This window comes from Nocardioides aromaticivorans (assembly GCF_013408525.1).
Lineage (GTDB): Bacteria > Actinomycetota > Actinomycetes > Propionibacteriales > Nocardioidaceae > Nocardioides > Nocardioides aromaticivorans.
Window position 1 is genome coordinate 197,759 of sequence record NZ_JACBZM010000001.1, and the last position, 18,684, is coordinate 216,442.

An 18,684-nucleotide genomic window follows, 5' to 3' on the forward strand; every position below is an offset into this window, starting at 1 on the left:
CTCAGAGCCTCAGCACCCGCCCGGCGACGACGAGGTGGACCTCGTCGCACACCTCGGCCACCTGCTGGTTGACCGTGCCGAGCAGGTCGCGGAAGAGCCGCCCCGACCGCTCCGCCGGTACGACGCCGAGACCGACCTCGTTCGTCACGAGCACCACCGGCACGGTCGATGCGGCGACCGCGGCGACCACGCGAGCCAGCTCACCGAGCACGTGCTCCTGGACCTCGCCGACCGGCGCGTCCCACAGTCCCGCCTCGTCGACGACCGCCGTCAGCCAGGTGCCGAGGCAGTCGACGAGCACCGGTCCGCCGGCGCTGCCGATCACACCGGCCACGTCGCGGGTCTCCTCGGTGCGCCAGGTCGCCGGCCGGCGCTCCCGGTGCGCGGTGATGCGCGCGGCCCAGTCGGCGTCGTCGTACACGGGTCCGGCGGCGACGTAGGTGACGGCGTCGTCGGCGGTGAACAGCGACTCGGCGTGGCGCGACTTGCCGGAGCGGACGCCGCCGGTGACCAGGACCTTCATGCGAGCGTGAACGCGACCTTGCGGGCCGCCACGTCGGCGGTCTCCAGGCGGGCCTTGACGTCCTCGCCGAGCGGGAGCGGGCGCTCGGAGGAGACCGGCGCCTCGACACCGACCTCGGCCAGCACCACCACGCCCTGTCGCGGCTCGTCCTCGCGGACGCTCGTCACGACACCGTCGAACTCCTCGCCGACGCGGTCGGCCAGCACCGCCGCCTCGATCAGGTCGAGGACGGCCCGCTCGTAGGCGCCCGCCCTGCGGGCGGAGTCCTGCAGCTCCTTCGGCAGGCCCGGGAGCGCCTGCCGCACCCAGTCGGGGACGGGCGTCCCGGCGCAGATCGCGAGGCACACCTCGCCGGCGTAGCGGTCGCCGAGACGGCGCAGCGGCGCGGTGACGTGGGCGTACTCGGCGGCGATCGCCGAGTGCCGGGTCTGCTCGGGCAGCTCGCCGTCGAAGGCGGCGTACCCGCTGCCGCGGAGCAGGCGGGTGCAGGCGACGACCATCGCCTGGTGCTGGGACCTCGACGGGTCGAGCGAGCGGATGAACTCGGGATAGTCCATGTCGGAGGGCCAGTCGACGCGGAGGCCCTTGGCCACGCGGCGCAGCCGTGAGACGTCGCGCGGGTCGGCGGGTGGCAGCGTGCGCAGGATGCCGACCTTCGCGCCGACCATCAGCGAGGCGGCGCCGATGCCCGTCAGGAGCGAGATCTGGGCGTTCCACTGCTCGACCGGCAGCTGCTGGCGGAAGACCAGCTCGAACCCACCGTCGACCTCGTCGACCTCCTGCTCCGGCAGCGGGAGCGAGATGCCGCCGCGGTCGATCTCCTGCTTCTCACGTAGTCGCCCCACCTCCCGGAGCAGCTGCAGCACCTCGCCGGCCGAGCCGTCGTCGAGCGCCTTCTGCGCGTCGACGTAGGACCAGCGGGCGGTCGAGCGGACCCGCGCCCGCTCGACGTGGACCTTCGTGGTCGTGCCGGCCTCGTCGAGCTCGATCGTCCACAGCAGCGCCGGGCGGACCTGGTCGGGCAGCAGCGAGGCGGCGCCCTCGGACAGCGCCGGCGGGTGCAGCGGGATCCGGCTGCCGGCGCCGTACAGCGTCTCGCCGCGGCGGTGCGCCTCGAGGTCGACGGGGTCGCCGGGCTCCACGAACGCGGCCACGTCGGCGATGGCGTAGTGGACGACGAAGCCGCTGCCTGCGCTCACGATGTGCACGGCCTGGTCGAGGTCCATCGATCCCTCGGGGTCGATGGTGATGAACGGCAGGTCGGTCCGGTCCAGCTCCGGGAGTACGACGCCCGCGGCCGCCTGCTCCGCCGCGGCGGTCACCTCCGCGGGGAACTCGCCGGGGAGCTCGAGCTCCGTCGCGATCGCCCGCAGGCCCTCCTGCAGCGCCGGTGAGCTCGCGTTGACCCGGACCACGAGGTTGTTCGGCATGTGCTCGACCCTATCCTTGCGGCCGTGCTGATCCTGCTGCCGCCGAGTGAGGGCAAGTCCACCCCGTCCCGGGGCAAGCCCCTCGACCTCGCGGCGCTCTCGTCACCGGAGCTGACCCCCGCCCGGGAGCAGGTGCTCGAGGCCCTGGTCGCCCTGTGCGCCGATGACCCGGTCAGGGCCGCCGAGGTGCTGGGCCTCTCCCCCGGCCAGGCCGACCTCGTGCTGCGCAACGCAGGGCTCCGGGAGGCACCCACCGCACGGGCCGACCGGATCTACACCGGCGTCCTCTACGACGCCCTCGACGTCGAGTCGCTCTCCGCGGCGGCGAAGCGCCGTGCGACCTCCCGGCTCGGGGTGGCCTCGAGCCTGTTCGGGCTGGTCCGGATGGGCGACCGCCTGCCGTCGTACCGGCTCTCGGGCGATGCCACCCTCCCCGACCTCGGCCCCGTCGCCGGCGTCTGGCGTGAGGCGCTGCCCGACGTGATGACGGCCGCGATCGGGCGCGGTCTCTTCGTGGACCTGCGCTCGGGGATGTACGCCAACTTCTGGCGCCCGGGCCCGGAGCTCGCGAAGCGCACCGCGACCGTGCGCGTCCTCCACGAGCACAACGGCACCCGCAAGGTGGTCAGCCACTTCAACAAGGCGACCAAGGGACGCATCGTCCGCGCACTGCTCGAGGACGGCGCCGACCCGCGCACGCCCGCCGCGCTGGCGGCGACGCTGGAGCGGCTGGGGTGGACCGTGGAGATCGGGGCGCCGGGGAAGGCCGGGACCCAGCTCGACGTGGTGGTCAGCGAGCTGTAGCGGGCGTCGTACCGGACTGAATGGTCGTGAGATCGCCTGATCCACAGCCACTGGGTCCGGTACGACGGCCTGTGGATGAGCGGAAGCACGACCCGCCCCGTTCGCGCAGGGTGTGCGGGTGGAGTTGCACATCAGCCGACCGGGGATCGCGAGTCCACGACGGATCGATCCCCACGGCGTCACCGGTCCGACCCGCGGGCAGGCACGCGGTCCCCACTGGACCAACGTCGGACTCGGGGTCTACCGCCCGCGCTCGGCACCCGACAGCACCGAGCAGCGGATCGTCGACGCCGCTGCCAACGTGCCGTATGGCTGTGCCGTCACGGGCTGGGCGGCCCTGCGCTGGCTCGGCGCTCGGTGGTTCGACGGCCGGGCAGCCGACGGCTCACCGCTTCCGGTGCCGATCGCGGTCGGCGACCGGCACGCGAAGCGCGGGCATGACGAGATCATCGTCTCGGAGGACTGGCTGTTCCCCGGAGACGTGACAGTGGTCGACGGCCTGCCGATCACGACGCCGGTGCGATCGGTGACCTACGAGGCGCGGGTCGCGGACGGAGAGATCGCGGCCCTCCGGGCGATCGAGATGGCGGCGTACGACGACCTGGTCAGCATCGCCGAGCTGACGTCCTACACGGCCAGGCTGACCAGCCGCCCCGGCAAGGTGCGGCTCGAGGCCGCCCTCGCGGTCGCGGACGAGAACGCATGGTCGCCGATGGAGATCGTGATGCGACGCTTCTGGCAACGAGACCGGGACCGGCCGCTGCTGTGCAACCAACCCGTCTTCGACTTCGCTGGCAACCACCTGTTCACACCCGACCTGCTCGACGTCGAGGCCGGTGTCGCCGGGGAGTACGACGGCAGCGTCCACGACACCGGCCCGCGCCGCGGCAAGGACCTGGACCGTGCGGAGCTCACCCGCCGGCTCGGGATCGAGGTGGCGACCATGATGGCGGGCCAGGGCGAGCGGCAGCGGTTCCTGCACCGCCTCGACGGCGCGTACGAACGGGCCGCGCGCTTCGCCGGCCCACGCCTGTGGACCATCGAGCCGCCGGCGTGGTGGACGGACACCACGACGGTCGCCCGGCGCCGTGCCCTCGGCCCGGCCGAGCGCGAACGCTGGCTCGGCCACCGTCGTACCGGACTGAATGGTCGTGAAATCGCCTGATCCACAGCCACTGGGTCCGGTACGACGGGCGCCGGATCACCAGCGCCGGATCACCAGCGCCCGGTGTCCCGCAGCGTCCGCCGGCCCGGCGCGAGCGCGTTGAAGAAGCGCAGCGACCCGCGCTTCTCCCCCGTCCGCGGGTCGGGCCAGAACGCGATCACGGAGACGGCGGCGGGTGCGAGCTCCATCCGGAACAGCGCGTCCAGCGGCGCCTCCATCGCGTGCGCGACGAGGGTCTTGATCGGCGTCACGTGGCTGACCACGACCACCGTCCGGCCCTCGTGCGCCTCCAGGACCCGCTCGAGCCCGGCGAGCACCCGCTCGCGGACCTGGACGAAGGACTCGCCTCCCGGCGGAGGGGTCGCCATGTCGGCGAACCATGCCTCCATCCGCTCCTTGTCGCGCTCGGCGACCTCGGTGAAGGTGAGGCCGTCCCACTCGCCGAACTCCATCTCGGCGAAGCCGGGCTCCTCCTCGACCGGCAGGCCCAGCGCGGCGGCGACGATGTCCGCCGTCTCGCGGGTACGACGGACGGGCGAGGCCACGACGACGTCGATGCTCTCCTTCAGCTCGGTCAGCCACGCGGCCACCTCGGCGGCCTGGGCGCGGCCCTCCTCGGACAGCGCCGGGTTGTCGCCGCCGAGACCGCCGGAGAACCGGCGGCCGGTCGTGTGCGGGGTGACGCCGTGGCGGACGAGCACGATCGTGGTCGGCTCGCCGGGCCTGGAGGACGGCGAGGAGGCCTCCTCGGCCGCGGACTCGGGCTCGTCGGGGACACCGTCGCCGGGCACCGGGCCGGAGGCGAGAGTCACCCCGTCGCGCACGCCGTCCAGGGCCTCGTTGGCCAGCCGGTCGGCGTGGCTGTTCTCGGCCCGCGGCACCCACGTGTACGTCGTACCGGCCGGCGCGATCTCCGCCGCCTGGGCCGCGAGCACCTTCATGTCGGCGTGCTTGATCCGCCAGCGCCCCGACATCTGCTCGACGACGAGCTTGGAGTCCATCCGCACCTCGACCGACGCGCCGGGCGCGTGCTCGACCGCGAGGGCGAGCCCGGCGACGAGGCCGGAGTACTCGGCGACGTTGTTGGTAGCGACGCCGATCGTGCGGGCGTCCTCGGCGATCACCTCGCCGGTGGCGGCGTCGCGCAGCACGGCGCCGTACGCCGCCGGCCCGGGGTTGCCGCGAGAGCCGCCGTCGGCCTCGACGACGACCCGGGCGGGCGTCACCATCAGAGGCCGCTCTCGGCCGTCCGCACCAGGATCCGCTGGCACTCCTCGTGCCGGATCACGGTCTCGGCCGGGGTCGCCCGGATCTCGGCGAGCTCGCCGGCGTCGAGGGCCAGCTGGCAGCCACCGCACTGGCGGGCCCGCAACGCACCGACGCCGGTGCCGCCCTTGGCGGCACGGATCTTCTCGTAGAGCGCCAGCAGGTCGGCGGGCAGCTCGGCCGTGATCGCGTCGCGGCCCGAGGCCACCTGCGCGATCTCGGCGTCCAGCTCGGCCGCCTTCTCGTCGCGGGCGGTGGTCAGCTCGCCGAGCCGGGCGTCGAGCTCCTCGATCGCGGCGGTCAGCTCACCGAGCGCGGACTGCGCCTCCTCGAGCTGCTCCATGACCTCGAGCTCCTCGTCCTCGAGCGTCGAGATCCGGCGCTCCAGCGACTCCAGCTCGTGCTGCATCCGCTCCAGCGCCTTCGGATCCCCGATGGCGCCCGAGTCCATCCGCTCGCGGTCACGGGTACGACGCGCCTTGACCTGCTCCACGTCGGCGTCGGCCTTGGCCTGCGCGAGCGAGAGGTCGTCGACGACGATGCGCTGGTCGCGCAGCCGGCCGTCGACATCGGCCCGCTTCCCGAGCAGCTCCTTGATCTCGGCGGCCTGCGGCGGGTTGGCCCGCAGGTGCCGGAGCTGGTCGACCTGGGAGTCAAGCGCCTGGAGGTCGAGCAGGCGGAGCTGGGCGGCGGGGTCGGCGTTCACAGGTGCATTGTCCAAGGATCGGTGACGATGTCGCTCACCCGGGTCTCGAGAGCGTCGCCGAGCGCGTCGTGGAGGCGCTCGGCGAGGACCGGGAGCCAGGTCGACTCGGCCGCCCAGTGGGCCACGTCGACCAGCGCCGGGCCGCCCTTCTCGACGAACTCCGCCGCCGGGTGGTGGCGCAGGTCGCTGGTCACGTAGGCGTCGACGCCGAGCCCCGCGACCCGGTCGAGCAGGAAGTCGCCCGCGCCGCCGCAGACCGCCACGCGGCGGACCGGGCGGTCGCCGTCGCCGGCCACGCGTACGCCGTGGGCGGTCGCCGGGAGCACCGCCGCGACGTGCTCGGCGAACTCCCGCAGCGTCGCCTGCGCGACGGTGCCGATCCGGCCGGTCCCCGTCCCGGCCAGGCCCGGGTCGGCGAGCTCACTGACGTCGTACGCGGGCTCCTCGTAGGGGTGGGCGGCCAGCATCGCGCGGACCACCGCCGTGCGGACCGAGCGCTCGAGGACGGCCTCGACGCGCACCTCCTCGACGGTCTCCAGCTGGCCGATCGTCCCCACCATCGGGTTCGCGCCGTCGAGCGGCCGGAAGCGACCCTCGCCGGGGGCGCTGGTGAAGGACGCGAAGTCGTAGTCGCCGATCCGGCCGGCGCCGGCCTCGGCGATCGCGGCGCGCACGGGGGCGGCGGCGTCGGCGGGCACGAACACCGTCAGCTTGTCCCGCGGGCCGCCCGGCGCGGGGATGATCGGCTCGAGGTCGGTGAGCCCGAGCGCCAGCGCCAGCGACTCCGAGACGCCGCCCACGGCCTGGTCGGCGTTGGTGTGCGCGGTCAGCAGCGCGCAGTCGGCCTTCGCGAGGGTGTGCAGCGTGCGGCCCTTCGGGCTGGTCGCGGCGAACCCGTTGACCGGCTTGAGGAACAGCGGGTGGTGGACGACGAGCAGGTCGGCCTTCCAGTCCGCGGCCTGCTCCGCGACCGCGGGCGAGGGGTCGACGGCGAGCAGCACCTTCCGCACCTGCTGGGCCGGGTCGCCGTACACGAGCCCGACGGCGTCCCAGGAGTCGGCGGTCGCGGGCGGGTACCAGCCGTGGAGCAGGTCAACGACGTCCTTGAGCGCAGGCATGTCCGTCAGGCTACTGGTGGGTCGACGAGCGGCCAGAGGTTGATAGTGTGCGAGGGCCAGTCGACCTCCCCGGAGGTCAGGGAACCCGGTGTGAGTCCGGGACTGACGCGCAGCGGTGTGGGTGACGGGCGGAGCACGACGTCACTGGGTCCTCCGGGTCCTGGGAAGACGCTCCAGCCCGGATGATCCCGAGTCCGAAGACCTGCTGGCCCTTGCGGAGACCACCGCGAGGTCGAAGGGGCGATCGCGAGGAGCCCCGACCTCGAAGGACCACCCTTGGCCCCAGCAGCCACCACCCGCAGCCGGCCGGACCGCTGCCCCGGCATCGTGCACCCCTGGCCCGCCGACGACGGCGGGCTGGTCCGCATCCGCGTGCCCGGCGGCCAGGTGTCGACCGCGGCCCTGCGCGCGCTGGCCGAGGTCGCCGAGGAGTACGGCGACGGGCGGGTCCGCGTGACCGGCCGGGCCAACCTGCAGCTGCGGGCGATGCCGCTCGACGCCGGCGACCGGCTCGCCGCCCCCGCCCTCGAGGCGCTCGAGGCGACGGGGCTGCTGCCCTCGCGGGCCCACGACCGGGTGCGCAACGTCCTCGCCTCCCCGCAGACCGGCCTCGCCGGCGGCCACGCCGACCTGCGGCCCGTCGTGACCGCGCTCGACGCGCTGCTCCTCGACGACCCGGAGCTCGCCGGCCTGCCCGGCCGCTTCCTGTTCACCCTCGACGACGGCCGCGGCGACCTCGCCGACCGGCACAAGGACCTCGGCCTGGTCGCGCTCGACGCCGGCAGCGCCCAGCTCCGCGTCGGCGAGGGGTACGGCGCCGTGGTCGACCTGCGCGACGCGGCAGGCTCGCTCGCCGGGCTGGCCCGCGACTTCCTCGCCGCGCGCGGCACGGGGCCGGCGGCCGCGTGGCACGTCGACGAGCTGCCCGCGCCGCTCGTGGCGCCGGTCCCGGCCGAGCCGGCGGGCGTCGTACACGCGCCGGCGCTGGGGTACGGCGAGGTCCCCGGCGGCGAGCACGTCCGGGTCGGCGACGACGGCCTCGACCTCCCGACCATCGCCGGCTGGAGCGCGACGACCGTGGTCGTCACGCCCTGGCACGGCGTGCTCATCCCGACGTCGGCTTCCCTGGAGGAGGGCCCATGACCGAGCTGACCGCTCCCCCGCGCCGCTACGACTACATCGCCGACGGGCCGGCGATCTATGTCGACTCGTTCGCGACGATCCGCCGCGAGTCGGACCTCTCGCTGGTGCCGGCCGACGCCGAGAAGGTCGCCGTCCGGATGATCCACGGCAGCGGGCAGACCGACCTGGTCAAGGACCTGGTCGTCCACCCCCGCCTCGTCGAGGCGGCGCGCGGTGCGCTCGACTCCGGAGCGCCGATCCTCTGCGACGCACGGATGGTCGCCATGGGCATCACCGCCGGCCGGCTCCCCGCCGACAACCCGGTGCACTGCTTCCTCACCGACGAGCGGGTGCCGGCGCTGGCCAAGGAGTGGTCGACCACCCGCACCGCCGCTGCGGTGTCACTGTGGGAGCCGCTGCTGGAGGGCTCGGTCGTCGCGATCGGCAACGCCCCGACCGCGCTCTTCCACCTGCTCGAGATGATCCTCGACGGCGGCCCGCGCCCGGCCGCGATCGTCGGCTGCCCGGTCGGCTTCATCGGCGCCGCCGAGTCCAAGGACGCGCTCGCCGCCTTCGCGGACGACCACGGCATCGACATCCCGTTCGTCACCGTCCGCGGGCGCCGCGGCGGCTCCGCGATGGCGTCGTCGGCGGTCAACGCCCTCGCCCAGGAGGAGGAGTAGCCGTGGCCGGCAGCTTCCACGTCGTCGGCATCGGGCCGGGCGACCCCGAGCTGATCACCCGCAAGGCCGAGCGCCTGATCGGTGCCGCCTCGGTGGTGGCCTTCCACGCGGGCGTCCGCAAGGAGTCGCACGCGCGCCGGATCGCTGCACACCTGGTCCCCGCGGACGCGGTCGAGGAGGAGCTGCGCTACCCCGTCACGACGGGCACGACCGACCACCCGGGCGGGTACGTCGGCGCGCTGGCCGACTTCTACGACGACTGCGAGGCCCGGCTCGCCGTCCACCTCGAGGCCGGCCGCGACGTCGTACTCCTGGCGGAGGGCGACCCGCTCTTCTACGGCTCGTCGATGTACCTCGTCGACCGCTTCCGCGACCGCTTCGCCGTCGACGTCGTCCCCGGGGTGCCGGCCTTCGCGGCCGCCACCGCCACCATCCCGGCGCCGCTGGTGCGACAGGACGACGTCCTGACCGTGCTCCCCGGCACCCTGCCCGAGCCCGAGCTCGCCCGCCGCCTCGCCGACACCGACGGCGCCGTGATCATGAAGCTGGGCCGCACCTTCCCCGCCGTCCGCTCCGCACTGGAGCAGGCCGGGCGGCTGGAGGGAGCGATGTACGTCGAGCGCGCCTCCCAGCCCGAGGAGCGGTGGCTGCCCGTCGCGGAGGTCGACGAGGCGTCGGTGCCGTACTTCTCGCTCATCGTCGTGCCGGGTGACTCGGCGCGGCCGGCGACGGCGGCCCGCCTCCGCGCGGCCGAGCCCGCCCCGGTGGTCGAGGAGGTCCCGCAGCGACCGTCACGAGACCCCCGGGCCGCCGAGCTCCTCGTCATCGGCCTCGGCCCCGGCCCCGACGGCTGGCTGACCCCCGAGGCCACCGCCGCACTGGCCGAGGTCCAGCACGTGGTCGGCTACGCGCCGTACGTCAACCGCGTCCCCCAGCGCCCCGGCCTCCAGCGCCACGCCTCCGGCAACACGGTCGAGGTCGACCGGGCCCGGTTCGCGCTCGACCTCGCCCTGCGCGGCGAGCGGGTCGCGGTGGTCTCCGGCGGCGACGCCGGGGTCTTCGGGATGGCTGCCGCGGTCTTCGAGGCGGCGGCCGACCCGGCCCACCCCGAGCACGCGAGCGTCCCGGTGCGGGTGCTGCCCGGCGTGAGCGCGATTCAGGCGGTCGCCGCTCGTGCCGGCGCGCCGATCGGCGCGGACTTCGCGGTGATGAGCCTGTCGGACCGGCTCAAGCCGTGGCCGGTGGTGGAGCGGCGGCTGCGGGCCGTCGCCGAGGCGGACCTGGTGCTCGGCATCTACAACCCGGCCTCGCGCTCGCGCCGCGAGCAGGTCGTGGAGACGCAGAAGATCCTGCTCGAGCACCGCTCCCCCGACACCGTGGTGGTCGTGGGCCGCGACGTCGGCCGCGCCGAGGAGTCGCTGACCGTGACCACGCTCGGTGGGCTCGACACGGACGCCATCGACATGAAGTGCCTGCTGATCGTCGGCGCCTCCTACACACGCGTGGAGCCCAACGGCACGGTCTGGACGCCCCGGTGGGTCGAGTGATGGGCGGAGTGAAGGTGACGGTCGTCGGCGTCGGCGCCGACGGCCACCTCCCGCCCGCGTCGCTGGCTCTCGTCACCGGCGCCGAGGTCCTCCTCGGCGGCGAGCGCCACCTCGGCCTGGTCCCTCCGGTCGAGGGCCAGGAACGCCGCCCGTGGCCGCGCCCGCTGTCGTCGCTCGCCTCCTTCCTCGGTGAGTACGACGGCCGGCGGGTCGTCGCGCTGGCCTCGGGTGACCCCCTGGTCTCCGGGATCGGTACGACGCTCATCCGGCTGCTCGGCGCCGACGCGGTCGACGTCGTACCAGCGGTGTCGTCGGTGGCGCTCGCGCGGGCCCGGATGGGCTGGTCCGCGGAGGAGTCGACGGTGGTGACGCTGGTCGGGCGCGATCCCGCGGCGCTGCGGCGCGAGCTGGTCGCGGGAGCGCGGATCCTGGTGCTGTCGTCCGACGAGACGACCCCGATGACCGTGGCCGAGCTGCTGGACACCGAGGGCTTCGACGACACCCGGATGACGGTCCTGGGCGACCTCGGCTCGGACGACGAGTTCCGCTACACGAGCCGGCCGACCGACTTCGGCGCGTGGTCCGGGCCGCTGCCCCGGCTCAACGTGATCGCGGTCGAGGTGCCCGCCACCGAGGACGACCTCAACTCGTGGGCGACCGGCGTCCCCGACCACCTCTTCGAGCACGACGGCCAGCTCACCAAGCGCGACGTCCGCGCCAGTGCACTGTCGCGGCTCGCGCCCCGCCCCGGCCAGCTGCTGTGGGACATCGGGGCCGGCGCCGGCTCGATCGGCATCGAGTGGCTGCGCGCCCACCCGCGCACCAACGCGGTCGCGGTCGAGGTCGACCCGGAGCGCGCCGCCCGGATCGCCCGCAACGCGGAGTCGTTGGGCGTCCCACGGCTGTGGGTCGTCGAGGGCAGGGCGCCCGACGCGCTCGCCGATTTGCCGCAGCCGCACGCGGTCTTCGTCGGCGGCGGTGCCACGGCGCCCGGGCTGCTCGACCTGTGCCGCGAGCGCCTCGCACCCCACGGTCGGCTCGTCGCGCACGGCGTGACCCTGGAGACCGAGCAGCTGCTGGTCGCCGCCTTCCACGCGCACGGCGGCGAGCTCACCCGCCTGTCGGTCGAGCACGTGACGCCGCTGGGCGGACGCTTCACCGGCTGGACGCCCGCGCGCGCGGTGACCCAGTGGGCCTGGACGAAGGAGACCGCATGACGGTGCACTTCGTGGGCGCCGGTCCCGGCGCCGCCGACCTGATCACCCTGCGGGCGGCCTCGCTGCTCGGCGTCGCCGACGTGGTCCTCTTCCCCGGCACCTACATCGACATGGCCGTCCTGTCGCACTGCCGCGACGACGCCGACCTCGTCGACACCCAGGAGCTCGACCTCGACCGGATCACGGCGGTGATGGTCGAGGCGCACGCGGCCGACCGGGACGTCGTACGACTGACGTCGGGCGACCCGTCGCTCTACTCGGCGCTGCACGAGCAGACCCGCCGCCTCGACGCGGCCGGGGTGCCGTGGGACGTCACCCCCGGCGTCCCCGCCTATGCCGCTGCGGCCGCGATCGTCGGGCGCGAGCTCACGGTGCCGCTCGTCGCGCAGTCCGTCGTGCTCACCCGGACCCAGGCCCGCTCGACGGCGATGCCGGAGCGCGAGTCGCTGGCGGCGTTCGCTGCCACCGGCGCCACGCTGGTGCTGCACCTGGCGATCACCCGGACCCGCGAGCTGATGGCCGAGGTCGCGCCCTTCTACGGCGAGGACTGCCCGGTCGCCGTCGTGTCCCGGGCCTCGCAGCCCGAGGAGCTCGTGCTGCGCGGCACGGTCGCCACCGTGCCGGCGCTGGTCGAGGAGGCGGGCCTGCGCCAGGCGGCCGTGATCCTCGTCGGTCCGGCGCTCGCCTCCGCGTCGGACGCCGAGTCCTACCTCTACTCCACCGAACGAGTCGCCCGGAAGGAGCGTCTGCGATGACGCAGCAGTTCCCGTTCAGCGCGGTGGTCGGGGCGGACGGTCCCGACGGCCCCGACCCGATGGCCCTCGCGCTGCTGCTCACCACGATCGCCCCCGACGTCGGCGGCGTCCTCGTCCGCGGCGAGAAGGGCACCGCGAAGTCGACCATCGTCCGTGCCCTCGCCGCCGTCCTGCCGCCGATCGACGTGGTCGCGGGCGACCGGTTCTCCTCCGACCCGCGCGACCCGGGCCTGTCCCCCGACGGACCGTTCGGACCGGACGCACCGGTCGAGACCCGGCCCGTTCGACTGGTCGAGCTGCCCGTCGGCGCCACCGAGGACCGCGTGCTCGGCTCGCTGCACCTCGAGCGCGCCCTGTCGGAGGGCAAGGCGGAGTACGAGCCCGGACTGCTGGCCCGTGCCCACCGCGGGATCCTGTACGTCGACGAGGTCAACCTGCTCCACGACCACCTCGTCGACCTGCTGCTCGACGCGGCGGCCATGGGTCGTTCGACGGTCGAGCGCGACGGCGTCTCGGTGGAGCACGCCGCCCGCTTCGTCCTCGTCGGCACGATGAACCCCGAGGAGGGCGAGCTGCGGCCGCAGCTGCTCGACCGGTTCGGCCTGACCGTCGAGGTCGCCGCGCCCCGCGACCCGGCGCTGCGAGCCGAGGTCGTCCGCCGCCGGATGGCGTACGACGCCGACCCGGCCGCCTTCGCCGAGCGCTACGCCGACGCGGAGGCCGCGCTGCGGGGGCGGATCGCCGACGCGCAGGCGCTCGTGGGCGTCGTACGACTGACCGACGCGGGCCTGCTCAAGATCGCCGAGGTGTGTGCGGCCTTCGACGTGGACGGCCTGCGCGCCGACATCGTCACCGCCCGGACCGCGGTCGCCCACGCCGCGTGGTCGGGACGGACCGAGGTCACCCTCGATGACATCCGCGTGGCCGCGACCCTGGCGCTCCCGCACCGTCGCCGGCGCAAGCCGTTCGACGCCCCGGGACTCGACGAGGACCTGCTCGACCAGGTGCTCGGCGACGAGGAGCTGCCGCCCGACGACGACCCGGAGCCGGACCCGCAGCCGGACGGCCCCGACGGCGCCGGCCCCGACGACGCTGGCGACGCTCCGGTGGACGACCCGGCCGACGAAACGGCCAACTCGACGGATCAAACCGACAACTCGACGGACGAAACCGCCAACTCGGCGGACCAAACCGCCAACTCGGCGGACCAAACGGCCAACTCGGCGGGCGGGACCGACAACTCGACGGTGGCGGGGACCGGGTCGACCTACCGGACGCGGCTGCTGACGGTGCGCGGCGTCGGGACCGGGACGGCCGGGCGCCGGAGCCGGGCACGTACGAGCAACGGTCGCCGGATCGGCGCCGCCGTGCCGACGGGTGACCACAGCGGCGCGATCCACCTGACCGAGACGATCCGCGCGGCTGCGCCCCACCAGGGGGCGCGCGGGCGGACCGCCGGGCAGCTCGTCCTGCGAGCGCAGGACCTGCGCGTCGCCGTACGGGAGGGCCGGGAGTCCAACCTGGTGCTCTTCTGCGTCGACGCGTCCGGTTCGATGGCGGCCCGCAAGCGGATGGAGCAGGTCAAGACCGCCGTGCTGAGCCTGCTGCTCGACGCCTACCAGCGCCGCGACAAGGTCGGCCTGGTCACCTTCCGGGGTACGACGGCCGAGGTGGCGCTGCCGCCGACGCACTCGGTCGACGCCGCGGCCCAGCGGCTGGAGGAGCTGCCCGCCGGTGGGCGCACCCCGCTGGCCGAGGGCCTGCTGGAGGCCGCCCACCTGCTCGCCGTCGAGCACACCCGCGACCCGCAGCGCCGGCCGCTGCTCGTCGTGGTCACCGACGGTCGTGCCACCGCTGGGGCCGACGCGGTGGCCCGCTCCCGGATGGCCGCCGGCGTCCTCGCGGGGGCCGGGATCACCGCCGTCGTCGTCGACTGCGAGTCCGGCCCGATGCGGATGGGCCTGGCCGCGACGCTGGCCGAGCACCTCGGCGCCGAGCACGTCCCGATCGGCGAGGTGAGTGCCGAGGCGCTCCTCGACGTCACCCGGAGGGCAGCATGACCGCCACCACCGACCTGTACGACGTCATCGCCCGGCGCCGCGACGTCCGGGCGGAGTTCACCGGGGCCCCGGTGCCCGACGACGTGCTGCACCGGGTGCTGGACGCCGCCCACCGGGCTCCCAGCGTCGGCATGAGCCAGCCGTGGGACTTCGTGGTGGTGCGCGACCCCGCCACCCGCCGGGCCTTCCGCGACCACGTCGCCCACGAGCGCGACACCTTCGCGGCCAGCCTGCCGCCCGAGCGCCGCAGCACCTTCGACCGGATCAAGGTCGAGGGCATCTGCGAGTCGTCGATGGGCGTCGTCGTCACGCACAGCCAGGGCCGCGGGGGGCAGCACGTGCTCGGCCGGCACGCGATCGCCGACGCCGGCCTCTACTCGACCGTGCTGGCGATCCAGAACCTCTGGCTGGCCGCCACCGCCGAGGGCCTCGGCCTGGGATGGGTGTCCTTCTACCGCGAGCCCTTCCTGCAGGAGCTGCTCGGCATCCCGCAGGACGTGCGCCCGGTGGCGTGGCTCTGCCTCGGCACCGTCAGCCACCTGGAGGCCGTGCCCGACCTGGAGCGCCACGGCTGGCGCTCGCGCCGGCCGCTCGCCGACGCCATTCACGCCGACACCTGGCAGCACAAGGAGACCGACCATGCCTGAGGGCCAGCCGCTCGTCGTACCCAACGACGGGCTGACCACCCGCCAGCGCCGCAACCGGCCGCTGGTGATGGTGCACACCGGCGACGGCAAGGGGAAGTCGACCGCCGCCTTCGGCCTCGCCCTGCGCGGGTGGAACCAGGGCTGGGACATCGGCGTCTTCCAGTTCGTGAAGTCCGCGAAGTGGCGCCTCGGCGAGCAGACCGCCTTCGAGCAGCTCCCCGACGACGGCTTCGGCACGGTCGAGTGGCACAAGATGGGCTCCGGCTGGTCGTGGTCGCGCAAGGCCGGCTCCGAGGAGGACCACGCCGCCGACGCCGCCGAGGGCTGGGCCGAGATCAAGCGCCGGATCGCCGCCGAGCAGCACGACCTGTACCTGCTCGACGAGTTCACCTACCCGATCAACTGGGGCTGGGTGGACATCGACGACGTCGTGGAGACCCTCGCCAACCGGCCCGGCCACCAGCACGTGGTGATCACCGGCCGCCGCGCGGACCCGAAGCTGGTCGAGCTCGCCGACCTGGTGACCGAGATGACCAAGGTCAAGCACCCCATGGACGCCGGCCAGAAGGGCCAGAAGGGCATCGAGTGGTGACGCCCCTGCCCCGCGTCGTCGTCGCCGCCCCGGCCACCGGCCAGGGCAAGACGACCGTCGCCACCGGCCTGATGGCCGCGCTGGCGGCGGCGGGGCACGCGGTCAGCGGCCACAAGGTCGGCCCCGACTACATCGACCCCGGCTACCACGCCCTCGCCTGCGGACGCCCCGGCCGCAACCTCGACCCGCACCTCGTCGGCGAGGGGCTCGTCGCGCCGCTGCTGCTGCACGGCGCGCGGGAGGCCGACGTCGCCGTCGTCGAGGGCGTGATGGGCCTGTACGACGGCCGCATCGGCGGCAACGGCTTCTCCTCCACCGCCCACGTGGCGGCGCTGACCCGCACCCCGGTCGTGCTCGTCGTCGACATCTCCCGCTCCTCGCGCTCGATCGGCGCGGTCGTGCACGGCATGGCGACCTGGGACCCGACCGTCGATGTCGCCGGGGTGATCCTCAACCAGGCCGGCTCCGCGCGGCACGCGGACGAGGTCCGCTCCTCGATCTCCCTGCCCGTGCTGGGCGCCATCCCCCGCGACGCCTCGATCGCCACACCCTCGCGCCACCTCGGGCTGGTCACCGCCGCCGAGCGGGGCGGCGCCGCGAAGGTCGTGGCCCGGCTGGCCGAGGTCGTCACCGAGCACGTCGACCTCGACGCCGTGCTGGCGATCGCGCGCTCCGCTCCGGACCTCGACGCCACCGCCTGGAGCCCGGTCCCGGTGGTCGAGGAGGTTGCGCAGCAACCGTCACGAGACCCCCGGGACCGCAAGCGCGTCGCCGTCGCCGCCGGCCGCGCCTTCACCTTCCAGTACGCCGAGACCGCCGAGCTCCTCGCCGCCCACGGCTGCGACGTCGTCCCCTTCGACCCGGCCTCCGACCCCGCGCTCCCCGCGGGCACCGCCGGTCTCTACCTCGGCGGCGGCTTCCCCGAGGTCCACGCCGCCGACCTCGCCGCCAACACCTCGCTGCTGGCCGAGATCCGAGGTGCGGTGCGCGACGGGCTCCCCACGGTCGCCGAGTGCGCCGGCCTGCTCTACCTGTGCCGCTCCCTCGACGGCGTCCCCATGGCCGGGGTGCTCGACGCCGACGCCGTGATGACCGGCCGCCTCACGCTGCGCTACCCCGTCGCCACCGGCGCGACCGAGACGCTGCTGACCCGCGCCGGCGAGCAGGTCACCGGCCACGAGTTCCACCGCACCACGGTCACGCCGACGACCAAGGGCACGCCGGCGTGGACGGTCGAGGGAGAGGAGGTCGGCTTCGCATCGCCTACGCTGCATGCGTCGTACCTCCACACCCACTGGGCCGGCCACCCACAGCTGGCTGCACGATTCTCGGAAGCGGTGCACGCCCATGGATGACCCGCTGCGCCACCACGGCGACGTCGAGGCCCGCGGCGCCGTCCTCGACTTCGCCGTCAACGTGTACGACGGCCCGCGCCCCTCGTGGCTCGACCACGCGCTCCACGCCTCGATCGACGCGGCCGGCGCCTACCCCGACGCCGACCGCGCGCGGGCCGCGGCCGCCCGCCACCACCGGCGGCCGCAGGACGGCGTCCTCGTCACGGCCGGCGCCGCCGAGGCGTTCACCCTCGTCGCGCGACTGCGCCCCTGGCGCCGACCCGTCGTCGTGCACCCGCAGTTCACCGAGCCGCACGCCGCGCTCGAGCAGGCCGGGCACCGGGTGACGCCGGTGGTGCTCCCGCCGCCGTACACGCTCGACCCGACGCTGGTCCCCGACGACGCCGACCTCGTGGTCGTCGGCAACCCGACCAACCCCACCGGCGTCCTGCACCCGGCCGACGAGATCCGGGCGCTGCTGCGCCCCGGTCGCGTGGTCGTGGTCGACGAGGCCTTCATGGACTGCGTGCCCGGCGAGGCCGAGTCGCTCGCCGGCGTGCGGCTGCCGGGCCTCGTCGTCATCCGCTCGCTCACCAAGCACTGGGGCATCCCGGGCATCCGGGCGGGCTACCTCGTCGGCGACGCCATGGTGGTCACCGGCCTGGCGCTCAACCAGACGCCGTGGTCGGTCGGCACCACTGCGGCGGCCGCGGTCGAGGCCTGCACGACCCCGGTGGCCGCCACCGAGGCCCACCGCCGCGCCGAGCAGATCCGCGACGGGCGCGAGCACCTCGAGAAGGGCCTCGCCGACCTCGGCATCGACTTCCTGCCGTCCGCCGCGTCCTTCGTCCTCGCCCGGCCCGGTGCCGGCGTGCACGACGAGCTCCGCGCGCAGGGCATCGCGGTGCGCCGCGCCGACACCTTCCCCGGCCTGGACGAGTCGTGGATCCGGGTCGCCGTGCGCGCGCCCGAGGTCACCGACCGGCTGCTGGCCGCGCTCAGCCGGCTGCCCCACCGTCCCCCGACGCCGCCACCACCACAGCAGCGCTGACCGCCGCCGAGGCCGCCGAGCTCGCGGCGACGACCGCTGCCCTCGCGGCCGAGCCCGCCCAGTCGCCCTTCGCGATCTCCTTCGCCCGTCGTACGGCGGCGCGACGCTCCGGCGCGGGCACGAGGCGCTTGACCACCCCGCCCGCCTGGAGCAGGCCGACGAGCGGCCCCGTCACGTCGTCCGGCGGGACCTGGCCCGCCAGCACCGCACGCACCGAGGCGACGAGCCGCTCCCGGCGCGCGGGGTCGACGACGTCGTACCTCGTCGTCGGGAAGACACCCAGCACGCGCGCGCGGCGCGGCGCCAGCGCCTCCTCCGCGACGAGCTGCTCCAGCACCAGGGCCCGCGCGCCCTTCCCGAGCCTCGGGACCAGCGCGGAGGCCCTCGGGTCCCGGCCCGGCCGCAGCCGGGCGAGAGCCCGGTCGTGGGGCAGCGAGTCCAGCGGCCGTCCGGTGACCAGGCGCACCCGGGCCTTCCTCGGCGCTCCCCGGACGTCGGCCCGCTCGGCCAGCACCAGGTCCACCAACAGCGCTCCACCGAGGACCGGATCCGTCTCGCTCGACCCGAGCAGGCTGCGGCCGGTGACGGGATCGATCGTGACCAGGACCAGGTCGCTCGCGACGCTCATGTCCCGACGATAGGAGAAGCCGAGCAGAAAGGACGT

18 protein-coding genes and 1 riboswitch are annotated in these 18,684 nt (G+C 74.7%); of the genes, 12 read left to right on the forward strand and 6 right to left on the reverse strand.

Annotated elements, in window-relative coordinates:
* Position 1 precedes the first annotated feature (1 nt).
* Both cobU and BJ993_RS00910 read right to left on the reverse strand, forming a co-directional pair.
* Positions 2-523: a bifunctional adenosylcobinamide kinase/adenosylcobinamide-phosphate guanylyltransferase gene (gene cobU / locus BJ993_RS00905; RefSeq protein ID WP_179647401.1), complete on the reverse strand. Its 522-nt coding sequence runs from the start codon at positions 521-523 to the stop codon at positions 2-4.
* On the reverse strand, positions 520-1,953 hold the full coding sequence (locus BJ993_RS00910; RefSeq protein WP_179647402.1) for an RNB domain-containing ribonuclease: 1,434 nt from the start codon (positions 1,951-1,953) through the stop codon (positions 520-522). Before BJ993_RS00910 ends, cobU begins: the two co-directional genes overlap by 4 nt.
* A gap of 24 nt (positions 1,954-1,977) precedes the next feature.
* Between BJ993_RS00910 and yaaA the strand changes: the two genes are divergently transcribed.
* Together yaaA and BJ993_RS00920 are read left to right on the forward strand one after the other, a co-directional pair.
* Positions 1,978-2,757 carry a peroxide stress protein YaaA gene (gene yaaA / locus BJ993_RS00915; protein WP_179647403.1) on the forward strand — a complete coding sequence of 260 codons (780 nt, stop codon included), beginning with the start codon at positions 1,978-1,980 and terminating at the stop codon, positions 2,755-2,757.
* 118 nt (positions 2,758-2,875) lie between these two features.
* Complete coding sequence (locus tag BJ993_RS00920; RefSeq protein ID WP_179647404.1) at positions 2,876-3,922, forward strand: PDDEXK family nuclease; 1,047 nt, start codon at positions 2,876-2,878, stop codon at positions 3,920-3,922.
* 50 nt (positions 3,923-3,972) lie between these two features.
* Here BJ993_RS00920 and BJ993_RS00925 read toward each other — a convergent pair whose 3' ends face one another.
* From BJ993_RS00925 to BJ993_RS00935, 3 genes are read right to left on the reverse strand one after another with little or no spacing between them, the layout of a single operon-like run.
* The gene (locus tag BJ993_RS00925; RefSeq protein ID WP_179647405.1) at positions 3,973-5,151 is read right to left on the reverse strand and encodes a bifunctional RNase H/acid phosphatase; all 1,179 of its coding nucleotides are present in this window, start codon (positions 5,149-5,151) and stop codon (positions 3,973-3,975) included.
* Complete coding sequence (locus BJ993_RS00930; protein WP_036544511.1) at positions 5,151-5,894, reverse strand: zinc ribbon domain-containing protein; 744 nt, start codon at positions 5,892-5,894, stop codon at positions 5,151-5,153. Before BJ993_RS00930 ends, BJ993_RS00925 begins: the two co-directional genes overlap by 1 nt.
* Positions 5,891-7,012, reverse strand: coding sequence for a Nif3-like dinuclear metal center hexameric protein (locus BJ993_RS00935; RefSeq protein ID WP_179647406.1), 1,122 nt, complete (start codon positions 7,010-7,012; stop codon positions 5,891-5,893). The genes BJ993_RS00930 and BJ993_RS00935 overlap by 4 nt, the downstream gene beginning before the upstream one ends.
* A 40-nt stretch (positions 7,013-7,052) precedes the next feature.
* Positions 7,053-7,236: riboswitch (cobalamin riboswitch) on the forward strand.
* Positions 7,237-7,288: 52 nt separating this feature from the next.
* Between BJ993_RS00935 and BJ993_RS00940 the strand changes: the two genes are divergently transcribed.
* From BJ993_RS00940 to cobC, 10 genes are read left to right on the forward strand one after another with little or no spacing between them, the layout of a single operon-like run.
* Positions 7,289-8,155: a ferredoxin-like domain-containing protein gene (locus tag BJ993_RS00940; protein ID WP_179647407.1), complete on the forward strand. Its 867-nt coding sequence runs from the start codon at positions 7,289-7,291 to the stop codon at positions 8,153-8,155.
* Entirely contained in the window at positions 8,152-8,817 is a 666-nt protein-coding gene (locus BJ993_RS00945; RefSeq protein ID WP_179647408.1) for a precorrin-8X methylmutase, read from the forward strand. Before BJ993_RS00940 ends, BJ993_RS00945 begins: the two co-directional genes overlap by 4 nt.
* Positions 8,818-8,819: 2 nt before the next feature.
* Entirely contained in the window at positions 8,820-10,364 is a 1,545-nt protein-coding gene (gene cobJ / locus BJ993_RS00950) for a precorrin-3B C(17)-methyltransferase (protein ID WP_179647409.1), read from the forward strand.
* Positions 10,364-11,581 (forward strand): precorrin-6y C5,15-methyltransferase (decarboxylating) subunit CbiE, encoded by a 1,218-nt coding sequence (gene cbiE, locus BJ993_RS00955; protein WP_179647410.1) that lies wholly within the window; start codon positions 10,364-10,366, stop codon positions 11,579-11,581. The genes cobJ and cbiE overlap by 1 nt, the downstream gene beginning before the upstream one ends.
* On the forward strand, positions 11,578-12,336 hold the full coding sequence (locus BJ993_RS00960; protein WP_179647411.1) for a cobalt-precorrin-4/precorrin-4 C(11)-methyltransferase: 759 nt from the start codon (positions 11,578-11,580) through the stop codon (positions 12,334-12,336). Before cbiE ends, BJ993_RS00960 begins: the two co-directional genes overlap by 4 nt.
* Complete coding sequence (locus BJ993_RS00965; protein WP_179647412.1) at positions 12,333-14,396, forward strand: magnesium chelatase subunit D family protein; 2,064 nt, start codon at positions 12,333-12,335, stop codon at positions 14,394-14,396. Before BJ993_RS00960 ends, BJ993_RS00965 begins: the two co-directional genes overlap by 4 nt.
* Positions 14,393-15,043, forward strand: coding sequence for a 5,6-dimethylbenzimidazole synthase (gene bluB / locus BJ993_RS00970; protein ID WP_179647413.1), 651 nt, complete (start codon positions 14,393-14,395; stop codon positions 15,041-15,043). Before BJ993_RS00965 ends, bluB begins: the two co-directional genes overlap by 4 nt.
* Positions 15,036-15,635 carry a cob(I)yrinic acid a,c-diamide adenosyltransferase gene (gene cobO / locus BJ993_RS00975; protein WP_036544495.1) on the forward strand — a complete coding sequence of 200 codons (600 nt, stop codon included), beginning with the start codon at positions 15,036-15,038 and terminating at the stop codon, positions 15,633-15,635. The genes bluB and cobO overlap by 8 nt, the downstream gene beginning before the upstream one ends.
* Positions 15,632-16,990 carry a cobyrinic acid a,c-diamide synthase CobB gene (locus tag BJ993_RS25470; RefSeq protein WP_308645438.1) on the forward strand — a complete coding sequence of 453 codons (1,359 nt, stop codon included), beginning with the start codon at positions 15,632-15,634 and terminating at the stop codon, positions 16,988-16,990. Before cobO ends, BJ993_RS25470 begins: the two co-directional genes overlap by 4 nt.
* Positions 16,983-18,020, forward strand: a complete 1,038-nt coding sequence (gene cobC / locus BJ993_RS25475; RefSeq protein ID WP_257026780.1) for an Rv2231c family histidinol phosphate aminotransferase CobC — start codon at positions 16,983-16,985, stop codon at positions 18,018-18,020. Before BJ993_RS25470 ends, cobC begins: the two co-directional genes overlap by 8 nt.
* Here cobC and BJ993_RS00985 read toward each other — a convergent pair.
* Positions 17,968-18,648, reverse strand: a complete 681-nt coding sequence (locus BJ993_RS00985; RefSeq protein ID WP_051932137.1) for a GOLPH3/VPS74 family protein — start codon at positions 18,646-18,648, stop codon at positions 17,968-17,970. The two genes, cobC and BJ993_RS00985, sit on opposite strands and share 53 nt — an antisense overlap.
* Between the last annotated feature and the right edge of the window lie 36 nt (positions 18,649-18,684).

What these genes read in the sequence shown, in the direction of transcription:
- BJ993_RS00910 (WP_179647402.1), bottom strand. Translation starts at nt 1,953, where the DNA reads ATGCCGAACAACCTCGTGGTCCGGGTCAACGCGAGCTCACCGGCGCTG.
- cobO (WP_036544495.1), top strand. Translation starts at nt 15,036, where the DNA reads ATGCCTGAGGGCCAGCCGCTCGTCGTACCCAACGACGGGCTGACCACC.
- BJ993_RS00985 (WP_051932137.1), bottom strand. Translation starts at nt 18,648, where the DNA reads ATGAGCGTCGCGAGCGACCTGGTCCTGGTCACGATCGATCCCGTCACC.
- BJ993_RS00945 (WP_179647408.1), top strand. Translation starts at nt 8,152, where the DNA reads ATGACCGAGCTGACCGCTCCCCCGCGCCGCTACGACTACATCGCCGAC.
- cobC (WP_257026780.1), top strand. Translation starts at nt 16,983, where the DNA reads ATGGATGACCCGCTGCGCCACCACGGCGACGTCGAGGCCCGCGGCGCC.
- cbiE (WP_179647410.1), top strand. Translation starts at nt 10,364, where the DNA reads ATGGGCGGAGTGAAGGTGACGGTCGTCGGCGTCGGCGCCGACGGCCAC.
- cobU (WP_179647401.1), bottom strand. Translation starts at nt 523, where the DNA reads ATGAAGGTCCTGGTCACCGGCGGCGTCCGCTCCGGCAAGTCGCGCCAC.
- BJ993_RS00965 (WP_179647412.1), top strand. Translation starts at nt 12,333, where the DNA reads ATGACGCAGCAGTTCCCGTTCAGCGCGGTGGTCGGGGCGGACGGTCCC.
- BJ993_RS00935 (WP_179647406.1), bottom strand. Translation starts at nt 7,012, where the DNA reads ATGCCTGCGCTCAAGGACGTCGTTGACCTGCTCCACGGCTGGTACCCG.
- BJ993_RS00960 (WP_179647411.1), top strand. Translation starts at nt 11,578, where the DNA reads ATGACGGTGCACTTCGTGGGCGCCGGTCCCGGCGCCGCCGACCTGATC.
- bluB (WP_179647413.1), top strand. Translation starts at nt 14,393, where the DNA reads ATGACCGCCACCACCGACCTGTACGACGTCATCGCCCGGCGCCGCGAC.
- BJ993_RS00925 (WP_179647405.1), bottom strand. Translation starts at nt 5,151, where the DNA reads ATGGTGACGCCCGCCCGGGTCGTCGTCGAGGCCGACGGCGGCTCTCGC.